Origin of the sequence: Dielma fastidiosa (genome assembly GCF_000313565.1) — a bacterium.
GTDB classification, from domain to species: Bacteria; Bacillota_I; Bacilli_A; order Erysipelotrichales; family Erysipelotrichaceae; genus Dielma; species Dielma fastidiosa.
Genome location: NZ_HE578930.1, coordinates 1 through 21,159 on the forward strand (window position 1 = coordinate 1; position 21,159 = coordinate 21,159).

Here is a 21,159-nt window from a genome sequence, read left to right on the forward strand (position 1 = left end):
AATCGTATCCTTGCTACTATTATATCATTCATGAACCAGAAATCAACCTAAAATTGAAAGTTTTTCGAAAAAGCACCCCGAAAACAGTGTATTTATCCGAATATTTAACGAAAAAGTGGGAAAGCTAATCCATTAAAGTATCCAAATAAACGCAATGATTGAAAATGCTTTCCCTTTATATCACCAAACAGTAATATAAACATCTTAGCCTTTTCTGGTAAATCAATGATTACATTGTATCCAGGCTTAGCCTTGTCACAACTTTGGACCAGCATAAGCCAACAATTCCAATACATTGATATTATAGCATAAACTTTTAAAAAGTGAACAAAATGCACAATTTTTTACATCTTTTTTACATCACTATCATTCAAATAAAAGACAGACGTTCACAACACTTCACGCCTGCCTTTTATTTAGTATCAAAAGATAAGTCAAATAACCTTCCATTAATTCACTAACCGCTTATCTTTTCTTTTCCACTGTAATTTGCTTATTCTTTATACTCTTTCCTTGCAGCCCCCGCAGCACCAATTCTCCTTTACCATTAAGAATCTCCGCATAACTAGTAGTCTCCAAAACCTCAATAATCCCTATATCATTAAATTCCACACCTGGCACATCCATAATTGCCCCGACCAGATCTTTAGCTCTCAGCTTCTTATTCCGCCCGCCTTTAAAATAAAGCTTGCATTTATCCTCATCAATCACTTCCTCTTTCTGTCTAATCTCTTCAGATCGGCTCAGTATTGAATCATATACCACACCTTCAAACGCTTGCTCATCAATGCATGCCAGCTCCGTTTCCAGTTCTTCCTGCACCATATTCAAATACTTCATCTGCGTTGGCAGCACCAGCGAAATAGCTTTTCCTTTCTTATCAACACGTCCGCATCGGCCGATCCGATGAATAAAATCCTCGGTGGTAGTTGGAAACTCATAATTGATAACATGGGTAACATTCGCAACATCAATGCCTCTGCCGGCTACATCAGTCGCTACCAAGACACGGTACTTTCCTTTTTTAAAATCCCGCATATTAGCCAGCCGTTCTTCCTGCATCAGACCACCGTGTATCATCAGACAGCTGATCCGCTTTTCACAAAGCAGATCAAACACCTGCTCCACACTCTCCCTGAAATTACAGAAGATCATTGCCTGCTGCGGCAATTCTTTATATAACACTTTAAGCAATTGCTCCTCTTTGCATTCCTTATCCGCCTTCACATAAAACAAATCTACATTCGTATTGTACTTTTTAACTTCACCGACTTTAATCACTTCCGCATCATGCAAATATGTTTCCGCAATTTCCTTAATCGAATCATTGATTGTCGCAGAAAACATAGCCATCGTACATTTAGCCGGCAGATAACTTAATATTTTAGTTACCTCCTCTATAAAACCCAGATTCAGCATTTCATCCGCTTCATCCAAAATACACGTATGGACATGATCCAGATTCAGCGTACCACGCTCTAAATGATCAAGCACCCGGCCCGCCGTACCAACTACCACATGCACCTTTTGCTTTAAATCCATGATTTGACTTTTAAATGGCTGCTTGCCAAATAACGTAACCGCATTAATCCTTTTATATGCTCCTAAAGACTTAAAATCAACCTGCACCTGTCTCGCAAGCTCTCGAGTCGGCGTCAGCACCAGCACCTGCGGTTCATTTCCCAGCCAGTCAATCTTTTCAATTTCGGGAATCGCATAGCTTGCAGTTTTCCCACTCCCAGTCTTTGACTGTACTAAAACATCTCTGTCCGCCAGCAAGGCAGGAATCACTTTTTCCTGCACCGGCAAAGCCTCTTCATATCCCAAAAGCGCTGCCGCTTTTAGTAATTCATCACTTAAATTAAAATTTTTAAATAACATTTTCATCTACCTCACCCTGATATTTTAAGCTGAAACTGACATTTTCACAAGAAAATAATCAACAGTTTGAGAATTTTTCTAAATAAAATATCGAAGTTCTTTAAACTTTACTATATAATAGTAGAAGAGATGGCTCTGCCATCGATTGAAGGAGGTAACTATATGACTAGAGATATTGGTACGATTTTAAAAAATGCAATGGAAGTGCAAGGCCTTAAACAGAAAGAAGTGGCTGCGGCTACTCATTTATCTCAAAATACAATAAGCAATTACATCAACGGTAAACGCCGTCCTGATTCAGAAACATTGCTGATGCTTTGCGATATTTTAAAACTTGACTTCCGCGCAGTTGTTCAAGGCGGTATGGAAGAGGATACGATTTACACCCTCACTAAACAAGAAAGCCAGCTGCTGAGCGGTTACCGTGAAATTACGGCTGAAGAACAAAACAATATTTTATCTTATGTCAACTTTTTAAAAGATCATCAGGCTAAATAGACGCTTTATTTATTATTTTGTGTTAATATAGACATGAGGTGATTTGATGCAGTTTATTGAGTATCCTAAATGCAGCACTTGCATCAAAGCAAGAAAATATCTTGAAGCAAAGAATGTAACATTCATCGATCGGCATATTCATGTTGATACGCCTACCGCTGATGAATTAAAACGGTGGATACCGCTCAGCGGTCTTACTGTTGAACAATTTTTCAATACCAGCGGCAAGGTTTACCGCGATAACAATTATAAGGAAAAGCTTAAAATCATGAGCTATGATGAGAAAATCAAAGCCCTGTCCGAGAATGGCATGCTGATTAAACGTCCGCTGCTGGTCAGTGATACAAAAGTATTAGTTGGTTTTAAGGAATCCGCATATGAAGAAATAGCGAGGGAAATGAATCATGAATCATAGTGATCGATTAGGTGAAAGTGCTGAAATGTATCTTGAAACAATACTTTTATTGGAGAAAAACGGTAAAGTTCGTTCTGTGGATATAGCTAAAAGTTTAAATGTATCAAAACCAAGTGTTAATAAAGCGATGAATGTTTTAAAAGAAATGGGTTTTGTAACACAGGAGACTTATGGTGAAGTACATCTGACGGAAGCCGGACGGCAAAAAGCCAGTGATGTCTATAACCGACATGAAATATTATGTGATTTTTTAGAAGGTGTTCTGCATGTTTCAAGAGAGAACGCAGAGAATGATGCTTGTAAGATTGAGCATGTTGTCTGTGATGAAACTATCAATAAAATCAAAGAATTTATGAAAAAGTGATGATTCCTTTCATCACTTTTTTATTGTATATGCATTGTAAATGCTATGAAAACTGACTATAATAAAAATCGTTATATCAAAAAATGAGGGAATCTTATGAAACTTCTGGAACAATGCGCTTTATTATTCGCTGTCTGTCTTGGATCAATTGCTATTGCCGAGAGTCTGCCGTTTAATTTTCCTGTCAGCATTATCAGCATGGCTATCCTTTTTATATTATTATGTACTAAAATTATCAAGGAACATCAGATTGCTGATATTGGTGATTATCTATTAAAAAATATGGCTTTTCTTTTCATTCCTGCCGGTGTTGGCATCATGGAATATTTTGAATTATTGAAAAGTCAGGCGCTGATTTTGCTGCTGATTTGTCTGTTCACTACTTTACTTACTTTTTTTTCCACTGTTTTGACAGTGCAGGGAGTTCAGAAATTGATAAGGAGGGGAAATTAGTATGAACGAAATTATTGCTTCTCCTTTATTCTCTATATTTCTATGTATCATTGCTTATAAAATCGGATTGCTGATCCAGCAGAAGACGAAACTGGCAGTTGCCAACCCATTGCTGATTGCAATTCTGATTGTGATTGTTTTTCTGAGTGCTGCCGGCATATCCCTTGATCAATTTAATCAGGGCGCTTCTTTTATCTCAATGTTTCTCACACCTGCTACCTGCATGTTAGCCCTATCTATTTACCGCCAGGCTGATAAACTAAAAAAGAATCTAATTCCCATTCTAGCCGGCACTTTAGTAGGATCCATCGTATCCATGACTTCTGTTATGCTGCTTTGCAATGTATTTCAGCTTGATGAAGCTATGGCTTATTCGCTGATTCCCAAATCCGTAACCACTCCCATTGCCATGGACGTCAGTGCTTCTTTAGGCGGCATCGTACCGATCACCATTGCCGCAGTGATTATAACCGGCATAATTGGGGCTGTTTTAGCGCCAACCCTAATTAAAGTTTTTAAAATTAAAGATCCTGTTGTTCGCGGCATTGCCATCGGCACCTCTTCGCATGCGCTCGGCACATCAAAAGCATTGGAAATCGGTGAGGTTGAAGGTGCAATGAGCGGTATTGCTTTGGGCCTTTGCGGAATTATCACTGTGATACTTTCACTTGTATTGGCATCGTTTCTATAATTATTGATATCATAATATATCAGCTTCGACTAATAAAAATGCATTATTATCACCATCCGCTATCCGGACAGCTAAATAATGCATTTTTTTATTATTTATGAATAATGACCCGCGTTCTTTTTCTGATTGTAGATAAACGTTTTGCCGCTGATCTTTTCAAACGATCATCATGAATCTCTACCCGTCTTAAAAGCTCATTCATGTGACGGATTTGTGCAGGTTTAGGTCTTGCAATCGCAACCTTTTCGATCGATGCCGAAACGATTGGCTCACTAACCGCTGATGTTTCAGCCTTGTTTTTCTTTTCCTGACTTATTTTCACGATTTTGGACACTGCACTGATTGCCACACCAGCCATCCCGATACCAATAAATACAGTACCAATTGTCTTAAGCATACTCATGGAATCACTCCTTATTTATTTTTTTAATTATATCTAATACTTGATCTACCGTATCAATCAGCATATCCGCTTGATCTTGATGAAAACCATACTGAGCAGCCCGTATGGCAGCTACTGATAAACCGCTGCCTTTTGCCGCCGCTATACCAGTATCTGAATCTTCAATGACTAGATATTCATCTGCTTCATACCCAAGCGCATCTCTGGCTGCATTATAAACAGCTGGATCCGGCTTTGATTTAGGATAATCTTCACCGCTGACTATCAGATCAAACATATTTTCTAAACCGCAGATACGAATCATTTCATTAATACTTTTTTTAGGAGAAGTTGAGACGATTGCAGTTTTAATATGCTGCTGCTTTAACGAACGCAGTGTTTCTTTTACCCCCGCGTTCAAGATTTCATCATAGGGGAAATGGTAAGTTTCTGAAAATTGTTTATAAACATCGATGATTTTTTCCAATTCAGCGTCTGACTTCTCTGGGAACAGCTTCTGCATGATGACATCCAGATCGAGTCCAGCAAAAGAATTCATTCTTTCTTTTGTGAAATGATAGCCATATTGGCTGAAAAAATCAATTTTACGCTGACTATAAACCGGCTCTGAGTCAATCAGAACACCGTCCATATCAAATAACACCGCTTTAATCATAGGCACCTTCCAGACTTTTTAGATAATAAGCTTGCATCGTTCTCTTCTCCTATATGCTTCATCATATACTTCTTACACACGAATGTCAATTACACCTGATTTTACTGATTTTGGCGTTTGCGCTGTTCAAGATGAATTGCTAAAACAGCTATATCCGCAGGATTAACCCCCGATATTCGGGAAGCCTGACCTACGCTTGCCGGCTGAATTGCCTTTAGCTTCTGACGGCCTTCAAGCGATAAATTTTCAACCTCATCATAATTGATACCAATCAGTTTTAGATTCTCCATCGCTTTTAGTTTATCTGCTTCTTTACGCGCCTTGCGAATATAACCTTCATATTTAACTTCAATTTCTATCTGACGGGCTGCTTCTTCAGAAATCTCCAAATGCGTATATGGTTTTAATTCATTAATTGTCACACCCGGCCGTTTCAGCAGTTCTAAAGCGCTGATTCCTTCAGTCAGCGGGTCGAAGTCAAGTTTTTCAAGATAGAGAGCTACCTCTGATTTAGAGGTGAAACGAATCGCTGAGAGTGCCTTTGCACCTGCTTCTATATCACTTATCTTCTTTTTAAAACGATCATAACGATTCTGTGAGATCAAGCCGATTTCATAGCCTTTTTCAGTCAGCCGCATATCCGCGTTATCATGGCGCAGCAGCAATCGATATTCAGCTCTTGATGTCAATAGCCGATAAGGCTCCTGTGTACCTTTCGTAACCAAATCGTCAATCATTACACCGATATAAGCTTCGTCACGATGCAGGATCAAGCCTTCTTTGCCATCAAGCTTTAAGCTGGCATTGATTCCTGCCATCAACCCCTGCGCCGCTGCTTCCTCATAGCCGCTGGTACCGTTGATCTGACCGGCCGTAAACAGATTTTCAACAGCAATTAATTCCAGCGTCGGCTTTAATTGCAGCGGATCTATAGCATCATATTCTATTGCATAGGCATATTTCTTAATCCGGCAGTTTTCAAGACCCGGCAGTGAATGCAGCATTTGATCCTGAATATGATGCGGCATTGATGTAGAGAACCCCTGAACATAAGTAGTGTCCAATGATTCTGATTCAGGCTCTAAAAATATTTGATGTCTTTCCTTATCAGCAAAACGCACCAATTTATCTTCGATTGAAGGGCAGTATCTAGGTCCCACGCCTTTAACCAAACCAGAATACATGGCCGATTCCTTCAAGTTATCATTAATAATTTTATGTGTTTGCGGGGCCGTATAGGTTAAATAGCAGACATGCTGTTTCTCGAAAGGTCGCACGTCCTCACGTTTAGTATCAGCCGAAAAGCAGACAAACTCATCCGTTCCCGGCTGCAGCTCGGTCTTTGAAAAGTCAATGCTGTCAGTATAAACTCTGGCGGGCGTACCTGTTTTTAAACGGAATGTTCTTAAACCGGCCATTCTTAAACTCTCCGATAGCTTTTCTGTCGTCGGTTCATCATCCGGTCCGCTTGGTGTTGCCGTATGCCCAACCATAACTAAGGAGCTCATAAATGTACCGCTGGTAATGATCAGCGCTCTGCAAGAAACTATTTCACCGGTGTTTAATCTTATGCCGACTGCTTTGCCGTCTTGAATTAATACTTCCTCAACAATAGCTTCCCGCACCTTAAGATTTTTAGTACTCAAAACCACATTCTGCATGTATTTTTTATAAGCGATTTTATCACTTTGCACCCGCAGACACTGAACACCGGGGCCCTTTGTAGTATTCAGCATTTTGAACTGCAAAGCAGTAGCATCAGCTGCTCTGCCCATTTCACCGCCTAAAGCATCAATTTCCCGTACAACGATACCTTTTGCCGGACCGCCGACACTTGGATTGCACGGCATAGCGGCAATCATATCTATATGCATAGTGAATAAGATTGTTTCTTTATTTAAACGGGCTGCCGCTAATGCCGCTTCAACACCAGCATGGCCGCCGCCCAGTACGATTACATCAACCATTTTACCAACTCCTCAACTTCCTACTATTATAGTACAATTTATATTAAATTTACCATGATTTCAATCAAAAACAGCTCACTTTCAGATTTTACACCTAAGGGAGCTGCCGCATTGATTAAGCAAACCATTTAAAATAGATTGCGCGTATGATTCTGTCAGTTAGAAACAGTTTGTGTTTAAGCAGCAAAAATTCCATGCGTGTCTTATGATTCGCATAAGGCAGCCACCTTTCCATATCCTTCATCGCGTCTGAAATTAATGCGGATGCCGCCTTTCGGTCAACCTTAAAAAACGAATTGCTGCGATCAAGATAGCATAGAATATTCACTAAAAAGCTATGATAGCAACGTGCTTTTAAAACTTCAGGGATTTGGGGATTGGCATTCAAATATTCGATAACCGTTTGATTATTCGCAAGCGTCCCCTTTAAAAAGTTCTGCTGATTATCCTTAGACAATGAATTTTGATCACAATCAATATAATGATAATAAGGCTTATTAATTAAGATCACTCGATCTATATGCTGATAATAATGTAAATTGAATATAAAATCTTCTGTATAATGAATATTTTCATCAAAAAATAAACCATTCTTTATTATTATCTCTTTAATATATAATTTATTGCAGACAGAATAAAATAATCGCCGACGATCTATTTCAAAATAATAATCTGAATCGTAATAGCTTACTGGTGTTTGATCATAAACATAGTCTTTGCTTTTGCCATGTTGATCTATGCGCCGTATTCCACAGATGCAAAGTCTATTTTCAGCCGCGTATTCCATCATTGCGGCTACTGTATCAGCCTCATATACATCATCTGAATCAAGAAACATAAGATATTTACCTGAAGCTTCTTTAATACCTCTGTTTCTCGCCGATGATACCCCGCCATTTGTCTGCTTAATTACTTTAATGCGTGAATCATTCGCAGCCATTGTCATGCATATTTCAGCCGATTGATCCTGACTGCCATCATCAACAACAATAATTTCTAAATACCTATAGGTTTGAGCCTGCAAAGACTGCAGACATCGGACAATAACTTTTTCACGATTATATACCGGTACGATGATACTTACTGTATTTTCTTTCATTTTTAACATTAATTATCGTTTCTCTTAGGGGCTGCATAGAATTCCGCCATATCCTCCAGCCGCATACACCCCAGCTGTCCGCCCATATCCAGCATCGCGCATCCGCAGTCAATATCGCTCACATTCTTGCCATGCCAAATCCTGCAGGGTTTATCCATCTGATAAGCCGCCGTTGGTGTATGTCCGATAATTACATGCGGGCCTTCAAAAGTTTCATCAGCACCGATCCGCGTCCATACAAAAACATCACGCCATGAATGACCCAGATGCTCAGCCGGATCATAATCCTCTTGATTTTCATAGCATGGAGCGCCATGCACTAAACAAAACGTTTTGCCATTTACATCCAGGATCAGCTGCAGCGGTGCCTGTTCAAGAAAATGGATTACCGCTTCCCTTTCCTTATCGTTTAATGCCTCATAGCCCCTCATTGTTGGTTCACAGCCATTACGCAGCCATCGCTTCAAGGCTGTTTCATGATCCACATCCGTATCCGTATAATGATCCAGAAGCATCTTTTCATGATTACCCAAAATAAAAGTGCAATTCTTCATTCCCATAACCTTTTTCAACAATAAAATACCATCAGGACCGCGATCCACAGCATCCCCAAGCATATATAAATGGTCAGTTTCTTTAAATTCAATTTTATCCAGCATCTGATTAAACAGCTCCAGCTGACCATGCAGGTCACTGATTACATACGTACTCATTCCTATCACCTCTGATTGTTTTCTATATTGTACCCTCTCATAAGTAAATAAACAAGGATGAGGATGCAGCAATTAAACATTCCCATAACAAAACCGCCGGAGCTGATCTCGCTTAACTGCCCGGCCAGAAAAATACCCAGTGGAATTAAGCATGAAGATGTAAAGCTTTGCAGAGCAAAAAACCGGCTTTGGATAGCTGCATCTACTTCATTTTGAAAATAAGAAATCAAAGGAATGTTTATCATCGATGTCAGGGAACCGCTGATAATCATCACCATCATAAAAATCACAAAATAAATTGCTGGACTGATACCAAGCAATGAGCTGAAGCCAAGGCATCCAAGCAGCGCACTGTTCAGCAGCAGATTAGTTTTAAGACTGAATAAGCCTTTATTAAAGCGATAAAGAATAAAAGATGTCAGCAGCATACCTGCCACAAAAAGCAGATTCGCTAGTCCATACACCGTCTCTGAATAGTGATAATTTTTAATCAGCACTGCCGGATAAAAGATTTCCTCATGCGGAGCAAAAAACAGATTCAAACAGCCAGCAATTAAAAATAAGCGAAGAACAAAAGGCTTTTTCTTGAAAAAGGGGATTAATTCCCGATAATTCCTATCCCTTTGCTGAATGTCAGCCGGCTTTTCTTCTAATTTAATGAAACATTCCATTAATCCTGACAAACCAAAACTAACGATATTCAGCAGCACAATAGCCTCAAAACCTAAACCCGTGTAGACAAGTGTTCCAAGCAAAGGTGCCGTCAAAGCCACACCATTATCAACAATACCCTTTAATCCATTCATCCGCTGCCGGTTTGCTTCATTGCTTAATTCACTTAGCAGCACACTGGTACTGATATTGAAAGCTTGTGACAAAACCGCACTGACTGCTAACAGAGATACCATCAGCCATAGCTCAGCATGATTCAGCACAAGAATTAAAAGTAAACCATGCAGTCCTGCCTGTGCAATATCAAGAGCTATCATGCAATGCTTTTTGTTTAGACTTTCAAGCTTCAAGCCAAGCCAGGGAGCAAGCAGAACCGCAGGACATTGCATAAACGCAAACAGTGTGCCGCTCGCCGACAGCGAATCCGTCAGCTTCAGAAACATCAATGGCAGCGCGATACTCTGCATGCCATTCCCCAGCATTGACACCGCCCGGCCAAGCAGTGCCCGCTTTAAATCACTTCCAATATCGGCGGCCATCTGCTGTCCTCTGCAAATATTGATGTTCCACCAATTCCCTGCGAAGATAAACATAATCCTCATAAACCCCCATCAGGATTTCATTAACCTCCTGCTCTGTATATTCCCTTGATGCCGTAAAACATTCAGCAATTCTCTGCAGCGTAATTTGACGCAGTTCTTTCTTTTTAGGCAATGCAATCAATTTAAGCGGAATTAAGCTTTTAAACATCCGCAATTCATCATTTTCTTTCATAAGCAATCTCCTTATTTACATATATCATAAACATATTCTATTATTGTTTATGATATATGTCAACTAAAAATAAAAAGTGTGGATTAACCACACTCATTTATGTTCGCCAGTATTTACTGCAGTCCTCACTGCGAGCCATAAATCCATATTCAATCAATGCCCGGCGCAAGCTTGCGATATCATCAAAAATATTTTTTAAAATCACATTAACTTCTTTTTCCGTATACTCATGATTTCTCTCAAAGCATTCACAGATCTTTCGCAAAGCGATAATCTTCTTCTTATCCTTTGCCGGCCACTGCTTCAGCTTTAAAGGTTCCAGTGAAAGAAACAGACTCACCATAGCCTTTGCTTCCTCATCTTCAGTGACACAATAACGTTCATCAACCATTCTGGCACCCTCATGAATCTTTACATAAGGGTCATTTTCATCAGGGTCAAATACAGATTCAGCAACTGCCAAATAGCTTTTAGCCTGTCTGGCCTTTTCTTTTAAAATAAACCGCTGATGCCGAATGGTAGCCGCTGCCACACCGGTAAGCCTTGCAATTTCATTATCCTTATATCCCTGCTTCATCGCCTTTAGAATTTCAATCTGCCGCTCTGTGCAGCCATGGCTCGTATGTTCCAGCAATAAATCAAAATAATCAGGATGCGCTTGTTTCAGATGCACTATCACTGCCTTGTTTGCCTTATAGAAATGGTTATCCAATAGATAAATCTCATCCTTTGAAAACCTTTCCTGGCAGCACAGACATACAAAGCCTTCCTCATCCTCAGCATATCCGCGTTTTATTTCATTCACTGAATAATCATATATTTTCTCAAACATTGTATCACTTCCTATAAACATAGTTTAAACATGTTTATTCTAGTTTGCAACTTCTATTTCTTACCGATGTATAAAAAATGTTGGCTTGTACCATAAACCTTAGCATCCTGACTTAGCGCATAGGCGATATCGATCCATTTCGCATACTGCGGACTAGCCATGATTTCACTCTCCTTGCTGCCAAGGATATTTTCAATGCCCGCAAAAGCAAGCTCTTCTAAATCAAAACTATTCATCAGTGCCTTAGCTTCTTCTACCCCTGTAAAATAAGCCGTAGTAAAGCCCTGTTCAGCTTCATTCAATCCATTTTCCAAATAAGTCAGTAATTCTTCAGTATCAAAATCAGCATTGCAATAAAGTAATGCATCTTGAATCGGCGCGTAATTTGATATAAAAGCCGCAACCAGCAAGCCTCCCTTTTTCAACAGCCGCATTGCATTCTCTATCGACTTGCGGCGGTCTGCTTCATGAATCAAATGATAAAGCGGTCCCATTAATAAAACAACATCATACGCTTCACCTTCAAATTCACTTAAGTCCAAGGCGTTGCCTTTAACCGCACCCGCAAGCTCAACACCTGCTTCTTTCGCTTTAATTTTAGCCATCTCAACATTTTTGCCAGACAGATCAAGCAGTGTTACCTGATGGCCTTTTTCCGCCAGATAGATCGAATAGCGTCCCGGACCGCCTCCGATATCAAAGATTTTTAACTTATCCCCTTTAAGGTAATGATCAAGATACCGTTTTGTAATATCAAACTCAACACGATGCCGATCAAGCCGTGTCCATTCATCATAAACTTCATCATACCATTTTTCAATTTCATTCATACTCTTACCTCCACATTCAATGTATTTTGTATATATTATCACAAACATTGACTGCCTACAACATAAAAAGCAGCCGCAGCTGCTTAAAGGAAGGCATTGATAACACTGCTGATAATCGCTGATATGATAAAGATAATCCACCCTGGATGCCATAATCCCATAAAGAAACCCATCAGCAAATAAATCAATACAGTTAACTGCCATAATATACCATTAATGATTCCCTTCATTTTTTTATTTTTCATCGGTGCTTCCTGAAAGGCTTCCATCCCATTCAGACTGCCGCAGCTTTTCTCAAAGCGATCCTTTTCCATTCCCCAGTAGATAAATAAAATCACACCGATACAGACAAATACACTAAACCATGCGATCTGCATCGCTTCTACCAAATAGTTATAATAAAAAATCTCATAAATAACAGCTGTACCAAATACCCCAATAATACAACAGACAACGCCCGCAATAATACCATTTCTGAATTTACGCTGAAAATAGGATATCATCGGATTATCCTCATCGATCGGCAAATTGCTTTCATTATATAAAATTTCATCAAGGTTTAACTCACGGCGGATATCTTCAATACTGCCAAACTCAGAAACGACAATACCAAATGCTGAATCCTCATCCTTCCCCTGTTTAATTAACTCAAGATAATGTTCCTCCATATTACTTAGAATATCTCTTTTCATGTCGATTACTTCTTTTGTTTTAGGCAAACCGGAAAATACATTATCCACAAATACTCTAATTTTTTCCATATTATTTCTCCTCGATCGTTTCTCTGACAAATGCGTCAATCAGTTCTTGAGTTTCCTTCCATTCCTGACATTTACTGCAATAATATTCATACCCCTTTGGTGTTATATGATAATAAGTCCGCCGTTTCCCCAATGATTCATTACCAAAATAGGAGGTAATAAAGCCATGCTTCTCTAATCGGTTAAACACTGAATACAGTGTGGTTTCTTTAATATGATAGTAACCTCTTGACTGATCTCTGATCTGCTTATTGATTTCATAGCCGTATGAATCTTTATCAAGCAGACAAGCCAATACGATCGTATCGTTATAACCACGCAATACATCACTGCTGATCATAGCGCCTCCTAACTACTCCACCTGATGAAGTACCTTCAGTATAGCACAACTACTACGACAGATAAAGTAGTTTAATAGAATTTATAAAAAAACGGAAACAGTAAAACCATTTCCGTCCTATTTCTATAATATTTTACGCATTTCACGATGAATGATGCCAACCTCTTTAAACTCATCACTGCAGAATTCATAACCCAATCGCTGATAGAATGACCAGGCATTAATTCTTGCATGAAGCATGATTTCCTGATTTCCTGCTTTGGCAATTTCCTGCTGCGCGAATCTCATCATTGCTGAGCCGATCTGTCTGCCTTGATAAGCAGGATGCACGCATACTTGTTTGATCTGGACACATGTCTCACTAACATTACGCCAAATCAGACAGCCAACTAAATGCCCCTGAATATAAGCACCGGCATGGGTGAACAGATGATCATAGCGCAGGTCTTCATGTGAGAGAATCAAGCCCAGCGGTTTTCTGAGCAGATCCTCACGAAGCTGTTTCTCAACAAGGTAATCCACTGAATTCAGATCAATGAGCTTGAATTCAATCAGTTCACTCATTAACGTACGATTGAGCCATTCGGCAAATCACAGGCAGCTAATGCCAACTGTTCATCATTGGCTGTTTCACCGACTAAGATCATACCCTGACTTTCCACACCGCGCAGTTTTGCCGGTTTTAAGTTAGTCACAACGATAACCTGTCTGCCAACCATATCTTCAGGTGTGAAATGGGTCGCAATGCCGCTGACAATCTGACGCACATCACCATTGCCAACATCAATTTGGGAAACTAAAAGCTTATCCGCCTTAGGATGTTTTTCACACTTCAGAATCGTGCCTGTCTTTAATTCTATTTTAGAGAAATCATCAAAAGTAATTTCCGGTTTCTTTTCCGCTTCTTCAGCTTCCTTTAGAGGTTCAGCCGCTTTTTCATGATCCTTTTCGATAGTATCCAGCATTTCCTTTGCATCAATGCGGGCAAATAGAATTTCCGGCTTTGCGATGACTTTTTTACCGCATTCCAAATGACCGAAGCTTTCACAAGTATCTAAATCAGTTACTTCCGTATTCAATTGTGCGAAAATCTTTTCCGCCGTTTCTGGCAGGAATGGTTCAAGCAGAATAGCCGCGATGCGGATCCCTTCAAGCAGATTATACAGCACCGTTGCCAGACGATCATTTTTACCTTCTTTCGCCAATGTCCAAGGTGTTGTCTCATCAATGTATTTGTTGCAGCGTTTAAGCAGAACAAAGATTTCCGCAATCGCATCACCGACGCGCAGCTCATCCATCTTCTTCTCAACACCCTTAACCGCGTTCATTGCCGCCTGTTTCAATTCCTCATCCAGCGGTTCATTAGCTTCAGGATTGCTAACCTCGCCCACAAAATATTTATTGGTCATTGAAATGGTGCGGTTCACCAGATTGCCGAGTACGTTCGCCAAATCAGAATTGATTCGTTCGATCATGAGTTCCCATGTAATTGTGCCATCCTGTGCATAAGGCATTTCACTCAGACAGAAATATCGCACGGCATCGACACCGAAATACTTCACCAGCTCATCCGCATAAATCGCATTGCCTTTGGATTTACTCATTTTGCCATCACCGACTAACAGCCAAGGATGACCAAATACCTGTTTAGGCAGCGGCTGCCCTAACGCCATCAGCATGATCGGCCAATAAATTGTGTGGAATCTCAGAATATCTTTACCAATGACATGAACATCGGCCGGCCAGTATTTCTTATAGTTTTCACCATGGTTGCCATCCGCATCAAAGCCTAAGCTTGTAATATAGTTTGATAACGCGTCAATCCATACATAAACCACATGCTTATCATCAAAATCAACCGGAATTCCCCATTTAAAAGAAGTTCTGGAAACGCAAAGATCCTGCAGTCCCGGTTTGATGAAATTATTCAGCATTTCATTTTTTCTTGATTCAGGCTGAATAAATTCAGGATGAGATTCAATATGATCAATCAAGCGCTGAGCATATTTCTGCAGATTGAAGAAATACGCTTCCTCAGTTGCTTTCTGAACTGGCCGGCCGCAGTCAGGACATTTCCCATCGACAAGCTGGCTTTCAGTCCAGAAGGACTCACATGGCGTACAATACAGGCCTTCATATTTACCTTTGTAAATATCACCCTGTTCGTAAAGCTTTTTAAAGATTTTCTGTACCTGCTTTACATGATAATCATCGGTTGTTCTCACAAAATAATCGTAAGAAATATTCATCAGTTTATAATTCTCACGAATCACATCCGCCACACCATCAACATATGCCTGTGGTGTAACTCCTGCAGCTACTGCCTTTTCTTCAATTTTCTGTCCATGCTCATCAGTTCCTGTCTGAAAGAACACATCATATCCCTGTGAACGGCGATAACGGGCAATTGCATCTGAAAGTATAATTTCGTATGTATTGCCGATATGCGGTTTCCCTGACGTATAGGCAATCGCCGTCGTCAAATAATATTTACCTTTATTTTTCATGTCGCATCCTCCTGCTTTAATAAAAAAAGATTCCGCCAAAGGACGAAATCTCGTGGTACCACCTTAATTTGTGTACATCGTACACCTCATCTGCTTAACGCGCAGTTACGTTTTTTCCTAACGATTCAGAAAAACAGTTCAGGAGCCATCTTCATACCCTTATCCCTGCGGATTTCCACCAGCCATCCGCTCTCTGTCAGTTCATCAGGTACTACTCTTTCCGTCTTAACCTTTACTTGATTATTATATGCAATTATTTTTCTTTAATCAAGTAAAAGTCAATGTTTCCTTATTTAAACCATGACTAAACAATCAAAAAGTATTATTTTATCTTCATTGAAGGCAGTCTATCTGTCATAAATATGAGATAACGGTCACTGAAAGTATGCAGACCAATTATAAAGAATAACGACAGTTCCATTCCTATAAAGCCGAAAAACTGAATGAGAAGCCAAGGTATCAGCCCCTGCATCACATAGATGCCGCAGCCATATGGGTGACAGTCAAAAAGCGCCTCGCCATTGGTCGCCTTACAAAATCTAAATATCGTAAGAAGCGTTAACCATGGCGTTAATCTTACATATGTATGATAAAATTCAAGACTGACGGCATTGCTGAGCAGAAACACAAAACAAATGGCCCAAAGTACATAGGGCGAAAATTGGATCAGCAAATCGACCATGATGCAGTTCAGACGGTCAAACATTCAATCACCTCATGGCATTTTATGCTTAGGACTGCTTATAAATGCACAAAATCACTCACCCAGCCAGAATAAACAAAAGCAGTATCTCTACATGAAAGATACCGCTTTATACTACATCCTTTAATTATTCAATATCACCGTTGCATTCGATACATTTTTTATACCAGTAAAAAGAATCTTTTTTGTATCGTTTATTGGTTCCCTTTCCCTCATCATCTCGGTCAACATAGATTACACCATAGCGTTTACTCATTTCCATAGGCCCGCATGAGACAATATCGATGAAGCCCCACATCGTATATCCCAACAGATCAACGCCATCAATGACTGCCTCTTTCATTTGCGCGATATGGGTTTTCAAATAATCAATTCTATATGGATCGTGAACAGTGCCGTCAGCTTCAAGGATATCTTTGGCACCTAATCCATTTTCAGCAACAAATACCGGCAATTGATAACGATCATAAATCTGATTCAACGTAATACGCAGGCCAACCGGATCTTTCTGCCATCCCCATTCACTGGTTTCTAAATATGGGTTTTTATTAGCCATGATCAGATTACCCGCTGTCTTCTCCCAGCCTTGTTTAGTGGTAGAAACCTGTGAAAAATAATAGGAGAAGGCTGTGAAGTCAATCGTATTTTCACTTAAAATCATATCATCGCCCGCTTCTTTTTTAATCTGAATGTTTTCTTTATCAAAATACCGTTCAATATAGGCAGGATATTTTCCTCTAGCCATTACATCCAGATAGAACCAATTTGAATATTGATCATCTAAAATCATCTGCATCACATCGTCAGGATGACAAGTGGCTGGATATGTTGTGAATCTGGCAATCATACCGCCAATCATTGACCCCGGCAAAATCTCATGACCCGCTTTTATTGTCAATGCATTAGCGATGAATTGATGATGAAGACATTGGAATATCGCATTAACATAATCCGGTTCCTGATCCTCCACAAGACATACACCGTTATAAGGATTAAATCTGCCGGCATTAAATTCATTGAAGGGCAGCCAATAATCAACTCTGTTACCGAGTCTTTCAAATAATGTTGTCGCATATTTGACATAAAAATCGATTGTTTTCCGGTTCTTCCAGCCGCCGTATTTTTCTACCAGATTCACAGGTATATTGTAATGAAGAATGGTTGCGAATACTTTAATACCATATTTATGACATTCATCAAACAAATCTATATAAAACTGAATACCCTCTTCATTGGGCATTTCATCATCGCCATTAGGATAAATTCTTGCCCAGTTAATCGATGTGCGCAATACTTTGATGCCTAATTCCGCAAACAGCTTCACATCCTCTTTATAATGGTTGTAGAAATCAATTCCCCATCTGAATGGATAGTGAACAGTATCATCATCGGTTAATGCTTTTTTATATTTTTCACCATTGATTCTGCGGTTTTTATACATTGCGCGCTCTTCCTTAGTCCAAGCCGCATCAAAATATCTTAAATCCTGAGTATCTAAACCTTTACCGCCTTGATTATAAGCGCCGTCTGCCTGTGAAGCCGCAATCGCGCCGCCCCATAAAAATCCTTCTGGAAATCCTTTTTTCATACTCCACCTCTATTGTTCTTTCTTAGTAATCGCATATGAAATCGCAAATGATGCTCCCCATGCTACCGCCATCGTAATCAGCAGCATCAGGAAATTGTTGCCGTTGTCTACATATGTCGCGATACTTGTGATACCAGGCATTGAGAATGCATAGGTAACAACTCCTAAAAGCATCGCTACCGCCCCGGCTATCGCACCGCCCAGCATTGCTGCATACAAAGGCTTCTTTTCCGGCAGTGCATAACCATACAATGCAGGTTCAGTAATGCCTAAAATACATACCAAACCGGTAGAGATTGCTGCTGATCGGTTATCGCTTGGTTTTTGTTTTAACGAATAAGCGAGGATCGCACCGGATACGGCTAGATTTGAATAGAAGAAATTAGGCAGCATATAATCATAACCTAAGGTTGATAAATTCTGCAGTTCAATGGCTGACCACCCTTTAATACCAAAGATAATTGTTAAAGGAATGATGCCGCAGAACAATGCGCCGGCAAACGGACCTGCATTCGTAAATAACCATGCGAACGTGCCTGTCATAAGCTTAGCGATCTCATTGCCGATTGGAGCGGCAAAGGCCAGAAACAGAGGAGCAGCTATCAGGAATGACAACGCGCCTGAGAAGACAATGCGTAAATTTTTAGGCATTTTTTTATCAATGAAATGGAATATCAACGAGAAAATCCACACTGACAATATTACTGGGAAGATTGATGCTTTATAATTATAGGCCGGTATGGTCAGAAAACCAAAAGCATAGCCGGTTATTCCCTCTGCCGGTGCTGCAAATGTCGAGTACATCAAAATACCGGCTGTCATGATACCAAATACTTCTTTTACCTTAAATCGCTTAGCGGCATTAAAGCCAACGGTAAACGGCATGAAATAGAAGGGTGCATCACCGACAGCATTTAATACGGTAATGATTTGTGATGAAGCATCTACTAAACCTAATGCAGTTATTAAAGCAACGATTCCTTTTATCATACCGCCGGCAACAATAGCGTATAACCCCGGACTGACACAGGATGCCAAGGTATTGAGACCGCGGGTAATCAGGTTGGGCTTCTTTTCTTTGATATTGCCGGTACTTGTGGATTCGGCAGTCACACCAGAAATTTCAACAAATTCATTAAATACTTCAGGTACCGTAGTACCAATTACACATTGAATTTGTCCGCTAGATTCAACAACCTTTAAAATGCCTTTCACATTTTTCAGTTTTTCAATATCTACTAAATCACGGTTAACCGGCACAATTCTTAATCGAGTTATACAGTGGAATACATTAGCGATATTTTCTTTACCGCCGATAATTTCTAATATCTCTGAGCACATGGCACCATATTCATACTTACTTAAATCTTTTTTCATCACATTCGCTTCCTTCCTGAAGGATTGGGCTACTCTAGTATCCAATGCCAATTGAACTGCTTCATAATTCTCAATTGTATACTTACTCTCATTTGTATAAATAACAATTACTGTCGGATCTAAGCCAGCTTCTTTAATCGCATCGATATCAAATTTAATCACTGCTTCATTTGCATGCACAGTGTCACCAGTTTTTTTCAGCACTTCAAACCCCTTGCCGTTCAGATTCACTGTATCAATACCGATATGAACAAGAATTTCTAAACCATTCTCGGCAGTGAAACCAATCGCGTGACCGGTAGGAAACAGCATTGAGACAGTTCCATTTACCGGCGCATAAATTACACCCTTTGTCGGCATAATGCCAAAGCCGCTCCCCATTACACCGCTGTTGAATGTCTCATCCTTGATTTCACGCAAAGGAACATATTGTCCGGCTGCGGGCGATAATACATCTATTTTAAGCTTTTTATTCATATCCATCGCTTATCCTTTCTATTTTACTTGTCAGAACCGTTCTTACACTATTATGATATCTGTTAATGAATCCGTTTACAATTTCCAAATAAAACGCATTGACTGACCAAACTTAATATTTTAAACTTAAGCCAGGTGATCCTATGAACATAAAAAAACTAGAAGCTTCTTTATTTGAATTAACAAAATCTGAACAATATCATCAAGGCCATGATCCTTTGACACTGTCAGAACGCTATAAAAATATCCAAAAAATTAACTATCAAGACCGCTCAATGTATTTGTTTACTTTCAATTCACTCTTTGAAAACAAATATGTTATCGTAAATAAAGAATCACGTTTCACTTTTATTCCCGAGCATATTCATACGGTGATCGAATTTATTTATGTTTATTCAGGAAAATGTACGCAGACAATCGATGGGAAGAAGGTTTTCATGGAACAAGGGGATATATGTATGTTAGATACCAATGTACCGCATTCCATCGCCTATCTAAATGAAGAAGATATTATCATTTCTATTGAAATCCGCAAGGAATATTTAACACAGGGATTTTTAAATCGTTTAGGGGATAATGGCATCATCAATAGTTTTTTACTTAATTCACTTTCTTCCAATGCCAAACATGACCAGTATCTATTATTTAAAAAACAAGAAGATAATCAAATTCATACAATTATTCAAAACATTTTATGTGAGCATTATGAACCTATATTCTGCAGTGACAAGGTCATTGATGCTTATATGATTTTATTATTCTGTGAAATATTAAGGAAATATAAAAATCAGCAGATGAATGAGAAGAAGAATAAAAATCATTTAATGTCGATTTTAAATTACATTGAAGATCATTGTTTTACTACTTCGCTTCAAGACACCGCTGATGTTTTTGGTTTCACGCCTCAATACTTAAGTTCATATATAAAAAAAGGCACAGGCAAATCGTTTAAAGAATTAATCATTCTGCAAAGGATGTGTCAGGCATGTTTCTATTTATCAAATACAGAAATGCCGATTTATGAAATTGCCAATAAAGTAGGCTATGATAATTTAGGCTTTTTCTATAAGAAATTTGAAGCAATTTATAAAATGACACCGCAAAAATACCGTGAATTAAAATATGATTCATTGCTTTAGAATACAAAAAAAGGAATCCG

The 21,159-nt window shown here is 39.3% G+C and carries 23 protein-coding genes and 1 other annotated feature; of the genes, 6 read left to right on the forward strand and 17 right to left on the reverse strand.

Annotated elements, in window-relative coordinates:
- Positions 1-465 precede the first annotated feature (465 nt).
- Positions 466-1,887 (reverse strand): DEAD/DEAH box helicase, encoded by a 1,422-nt coding sequence (locus tag DAHG_RS14720; RefSeq protein ID WP_084744610.1) that lies wholly within the window; start codon positions 1,885-1,887, stop codon positions 466-468.
- Between the two features lie 156 nt (positions 1,888-2,043).
- On the opposite strand from DAHG_RS14720, the gene DAHG_RS20650 reads away from it, so the two are divergent.
- From DAHG_RS20650 to DAHG_RS14745, 5 genes are all read left to right on the forward strand, one after another.
- Positions 2,044-2,379 carry a helix-turn-helix domain-containing protein gene (locus tag DAHG_RS20650; RefSeq protein WP_022939114.1) on the forward strand — a complete coding sequence of 112 codons (336 nt, stop codon included), beginning with the start codon at positions 2,044-2,046 and terminating at the stop codon, positions 2,377-2,379.
- A gap of 46 nt (positions 2,380-2,425) precedes the next feature.
- Positions 2,426-2,794, forward strand: coding sequence for a Spx/MgsR family RNA polymerase-binding regulatory protein (locus tag DAHG_RS14730; RefSeq protein ID WP_022939115.1), 369 nt, complete (start codon positions 2,426-2,428; stop codon positions 2,792-2,794).
- Positions 2,784-3,158 (forward strand): metal-dependent transcriptional regulator, encoded by a 375-nt coding sequence (locus tag DAHG_RS14735; RefSeq protein WP_022939116.1) that lies wholly within the window; start codon positions 2,784-2,786, stop codon positions 3,156-3,158. Before DAHG_RS14730 ends, DAHG_RS14735 begins: the two co-directional genes overlap by 11 nt.
- 96 nt (positions 3,159-3,254) lie before the next feature.
- Positions 3,255-3,611: a CidA/LrgA family protein gene (locus DAHG_RS14740; RefSeq protein WP_022939117.1), complete on the forward strand. Its 357-nt coding sequence runs from the start codon at positions 3,255-3,257 to the stop codon at positions 3,609-3,611.
- A 1-nt stretch (position 3,612) separates the two neighbouring features.
- Complete coding sequence (locus tag DAHG_RS14745) at positions 3,613-4,302, forward strand: LrgB family protein (RefSeq protein WP_022939118.1); 690 nt, start codon at positions 3,613-3,615, stop codon at positions 4,300-4,302.
- A 91-nt stretch (positions 4,303-4,393) separates the two neighbouring features.
- On the opposite strand, the gene DAHG_RS14750 is transcribed toward DAHG_RS14745, so the two are convergent.
- From DAHG_RS14750 to DAHG_RS14825, 16 genes are all read right to left on the reverse strand, one after another.
- On the reverse strand, positions 4,394-4,705 hold the full coding sequence (locus DAHG_RS14750) for a hypothetical protein (protein WP_022939119.1): 312 nt from the start codon (positions 4,703-4,705) through the stop codon (positions 4,394-4,396).
- Between the two features lie 4 nt (positions 4,706-4,709).
- Positions 4,710-5,360: an HAD family hydrolase gene (locus DAHG_RS14755; RefSeq protein WP_022939120.1), complete on the reverse strand. Its 651-nt coding sequence runs from the start codon at positions 5,358-5,360 to the stop codon at positions 4,710-4,712.
- A 101-nt stretch (positions 5,361-5,461) separates the two neighbouring features.
- On the reverse strand, positions 5,462-7,327 hold the full coding sequence (gene mnmG, locus DAHG_RS14760) for a tRNA uridine-5-carboxymethylaminomethyl(34) synthesis enzyme MnmG (protein ID WP_022939121.1): 1,866 nt from the start codon (positions 7,325-7,327) through the stop codon (positions 5,462-5,464).
- A 115-nt stretch (positions 7,328-7,442) separates the two neighbouring features.
- The gene (locus tag DAHG_RS14765) at positions 7,443-8,435 is read right to left on the reverse strand and encodes a glycosyltransferase family 2 protein (protein ID WP_022939122.1); all 993 of its coding nucleotides are present in this window, start codon (positions 8,433-8,435) and stop codon (positions 7,443-7,445) included.
- Positions 8,435-9,139 carry a metallophosphoesterase family protein gene (locus DAHG_RS14770; RefSeq protein ID WP_022939123.1) on the reverse strand — a complete coding sequence of 235 codons (705 nt, stop codon included), beginning with the start codon at positions 9,137-9,139 and terminating at the stop codon, positions 8,435-8,437. The genes DAHG_RS14765 and DAHG_RS14770 overlap by 1 nt, the downstream gene beginning before the upstream one ends.
- A 5-nt stretch (positions 9,140-9,144) precedes the next feature.
- Positions 9,145-10,350 (reverse strand): MFS transporter, encoded by a 1,206-nt coding sequence (locus tag DAHG_RS14775; protein ID WP_022939124.1) that lies wholly within the window; start codon positions 10,348-10,350, stop codon positions 9,145-9,147.
- On the reverse strand, positions 10,328-10,585 hold the full coding sequence (locus DAHG_RS14780) for a DUF2087 domain-containing protein (RefSeq protein ID WP_022939125.1): 258 nt from the start codon (positions 10,583-10,585) through the stop codon (positions 10,328-10,330). Before DAHG_RS14780 ends, DAHG_RS14775 begins: the two co-directional genes overlap by 23 nt.
- Before the next feature lie 97 nt (positions 10,586-10,682).
- Positions 10,683-11,417: a DUF2087 domain-containing protein gene (locus DAHG_RS14785; protein ID WP_022939126.1), complete on the reverse strand. Its 735-nt coding sequence runs from the start codon at positions 11,415-11,417 to the stop codon at positions 10,683-10,685.
- Between the two features lie 53 nt (positions 11,418-11,470).
- Positions 11,471-12,247: a class I SAM-dependent methyltransferase gene (locus DAHG_RS14790; RefSeq protein WP_022939127.1), complete on the reverse strand. Its 777-nt coding sequence runs from the start codon at positions 12,245-12,247 to the stop codon at positions 11,471-11,473.
- An 83-nt stretch (positions 12,248-12,330) separates the two neighbouring features.
- Positions 12,331-13,008 carry a permease prefix domain 1-containing protein gene (locus DAHG_RS14795; RefSeq protein ID WP_022939128.1) on the reverse strand — a complete coding sequence of 226 codons (678 nt, stop codon included), beginning with the start codon at positions 13,006-13,008 and terminating at the stop codon, positions 12,331-12,333.
- Between the two features lies 1 nt (position 13,009).
- Positions 13,010-13,348: a PadR family transcriptional regulator gene (locus DAHG_RS14800; RefSeq protein ID WP_022939129.1), complete on the reverse strand. Its 339-nt coding sequence runs from the start codon at positions 13,346-13,348 to the stop codon at positions 13,010-13,012.
- A 123-nt stretch (positions 13,349-13,471) separates the two neighbouring features.
- Complete coding sequence (locus DAHG_RS14805) at positions 13,472-13,912, reverse strand: GNAT family N-acetyltransferase (RefSeq protein WP_022939130.1); 441 nt, start codon at positions 13,910-13,912, stop codon at positions 13,472-13,474.
- A complete protein-coding gene (gene metG, locus DAHG_RS14810) occupies positions 13,912-15,855 on the reverse strand; it encodes a methionine--tRNA ligase (protein WP_022939131.1) in 1,944 nt (647 codons plus the stop codon). The genes DAHG_RS14805 and metG overlap by 1 nt, the downstream gene beginning before the upstream one ends.
- Positions 15,856-15,890: 35 nt before the next feature.
- Positions 15,891-16,091 (reverse strand) — a binding site (T-box leader).
- 86 nt (positions 16,092-16,177) lie between these two features.
- Positions 16,178-16,561 carry a hypothetical protein gene (locus DAHG_RS14815; RefSeq protein ID WP_022939132.1) on the reverse strand — a complete coding sequence of 128 codons (384 nt, stop codon included), beginning with the start codon at positions 16,559-16,561 and terminating at the stop codon, positions 16,178-16,180.
- A gap of 124 nt (positions 16,562-16,685) precedes the next feature.
- Positions 16,686-18,146, reverse strand: coding sequence for a glycoside hydrolase family 1 protein (locus DAHG_RS14820; RefSeq protein ID WP_022939133.1), 1,461 nt, complete (start codon positions 18,144-18,146; stop codon positions 16,686-16,688).
- A 9-nt stretch (positions 18,147-18,155) separates the two neighbouring features.
- The gene (locus tag DAHG_RS14825) at positions 18,156-20,006 is read right to left on the reverse strand and encodes a glucose PTS transporter subunit IIA (protein WP_022939134.1); all 1,851 of its coding nucleotides are present in this window, start codon (positions 20,004-20,006) and stop codon (positions 18,156-18,158) included.
- 137 nt (positions 20,007-20,143) lie between these two features.
- Here DAHG_RS14825 and DAHG_RS14830 point away from each other — a divergent pair, with 137 nt between their 5' ends.
- The gene (locus DAHG_RS14830; RefSeq protein ID WP_022939135.1) at positions 20,144-21,139 is read left to right on the forward strand and encodes an AraC family transcriptional regulator; all 996 of its coding nucleotides are present in this window, start codon (positions 20,144-20,146) and stop codon (positions 21,137-21,139) included.
- The last annotated feature ends 20 nt before the right edge of the window (positions 21,140-21,159 follow it).

Coding starts and splice junctions, on each gene's coding strand:
- DAHG_RS14720 (WP_084744610.1), bottom strand. CDS start 1,887: ATGAAAATGTTATTTAAAAATTTTAATTTAAGTGATGAATTACTAAAA.
- DAHG_RS20650 (WP_022939114.1), top strand. CDS start 2,044: ATGACTAGAGATATTGGTACGATTTTAAAAAATGCAATGGAAGTGCAA.
- DAHG_RS14730 (WP_022939115.1), top strand. CDS start 2,426: ATGCAGTTTATTGAGTATCCTAAATGCAGCACTTGCATCAAAGCAAGA.
- DAHG_RS14735 (WP_022939116.1), top strand. CDS start 2,784: ATGAATCATAGTGATCGATTAGGTGAAAGTGCTGAAATGTATCTTGAA.
- DAHG_RS14740 (WP_022939117.1), top strand. CDS start 3,255: ATGAAACTTCTGGAACAATGCGCTTTATTATTCGCTGTCTGTCTTGGA.
- DAHG_RS14745 (WP_022939118.1), top strand. CDS start 3,613: ATGAACGAAATTATTGCTTCTCCTTTATTCTCTATATTTCTATGTATC.
- DAHG_RS14750 (WP_022939119.1), bottom strand. CDS start 4,705: ATGAGTATGCTTAAGACAATTGGTACTGTATTTATTGGTATCGGGATG.
- DAHG_RS14755 (WP_022939120.1), bottom strand. CDS start 5,360: ATGATTAAAGCGGTGTTATTTGATATGGACGGTGTTCTGATTGACTCA.
- mnmG (WP_022939121.1), bottom strand. CDS start 7,327: ATGGTTGATGTAATCGTACTGGGCGGCGGCCATGCTGGTGTTGAAGCG.
- DAHG_RS14765 (WP_022939122.1), bottom strand. CDS start 8,435: ATGTTAAAAATGAAAGAAAATACAGTAAGTATCATCGTACCGGTATAT.
- DAHG_RS14770 (WP_022939123.1), bottom strand. CDS start 9,139: ATGAGTACGTATGTAATCAGTGACCTGCATGGTCAGCTGGAGCTGTTT.
- DAHG_RS14775 (WP_022939124.1), bottom strand. CDS start 10,350: ATGGCCGCCGATATTGGAAGTGATTTAAAGCGGGCACTGCTTGGCCGG.
- DAHG_RS14780 (WP_022939125.1), bottom strand. CDS start 10,585: ATGAAAGAAAATGATGAATTGCGGATGTTTAAAAGCTTAATTCCGCTT.
- DAHG_RS14785 (WP_022939126.1), bottom strand. CDS start 11,417: ATGTTTGAGAAAATATATGATTATTCAGTGAATGAAATAAAACGCGGA.
- DAHG_RS14790 (WP_022939127.1), bottom strand. CDS start 12,247: ATGAATGAAATTGAAAAATGGTATGATGAAGTTTATGATGAATGGACA.
- DAHG_RS14795 (WP_022939128.1), bottom strand. CDS start 13,008: ATGGAAAAAATTAGAGTATTTGTGGATAATGTATTTTCCGGTTTGCCT.
- DAHG_RS14800 (WP_022939129.1), bottom strand. CDS start 13,348: ATGATCAGCAGTGATGTATTGCGTGGTTATAACGATACGATCGTATTG.
- DAHG_RS14805 (WP_022939130.1), bottom strand. CDS start 13,912: ATGAGTGAACTGATTGAATTCAAGCTCATTGATCTGAATTCAGTGGAT.
- metG (WP_022939131.1), bottom strand. CDS start 15,855: ATGAAAAATAAAGGTAAATATTATTTGACGACGGCGATTGCCTATACG.
- DAHG_RS14815 (WP_022939132.1), bottom strand. CDS start 16,561: ATGTTTGACCGTCTGAACTGCATCATGGTCGATTTGCTGATCCAATTT.
- DAHG_RS14820 (WP_022939133.1), bottom strand. CDS start 18,146: ATGAAAAAAGGATTTCCAGAAGGATTTTTATGGGGCGGCGCGATTGCG.
- DAHG_RS14825 (WP_022939134.1), bottom strand. CDS start 20,006: ATGGATATGAATAAAAAGCTTAAAATAGATGTATTATCGCCCGCAGCC.
- DAHG_RS14830 (WP_022939135.1), top strand. CDS start 20,144: ATGAACATAAAAAAACTAGAAGCTTCTTTATTTGAATTAACAAAATCT.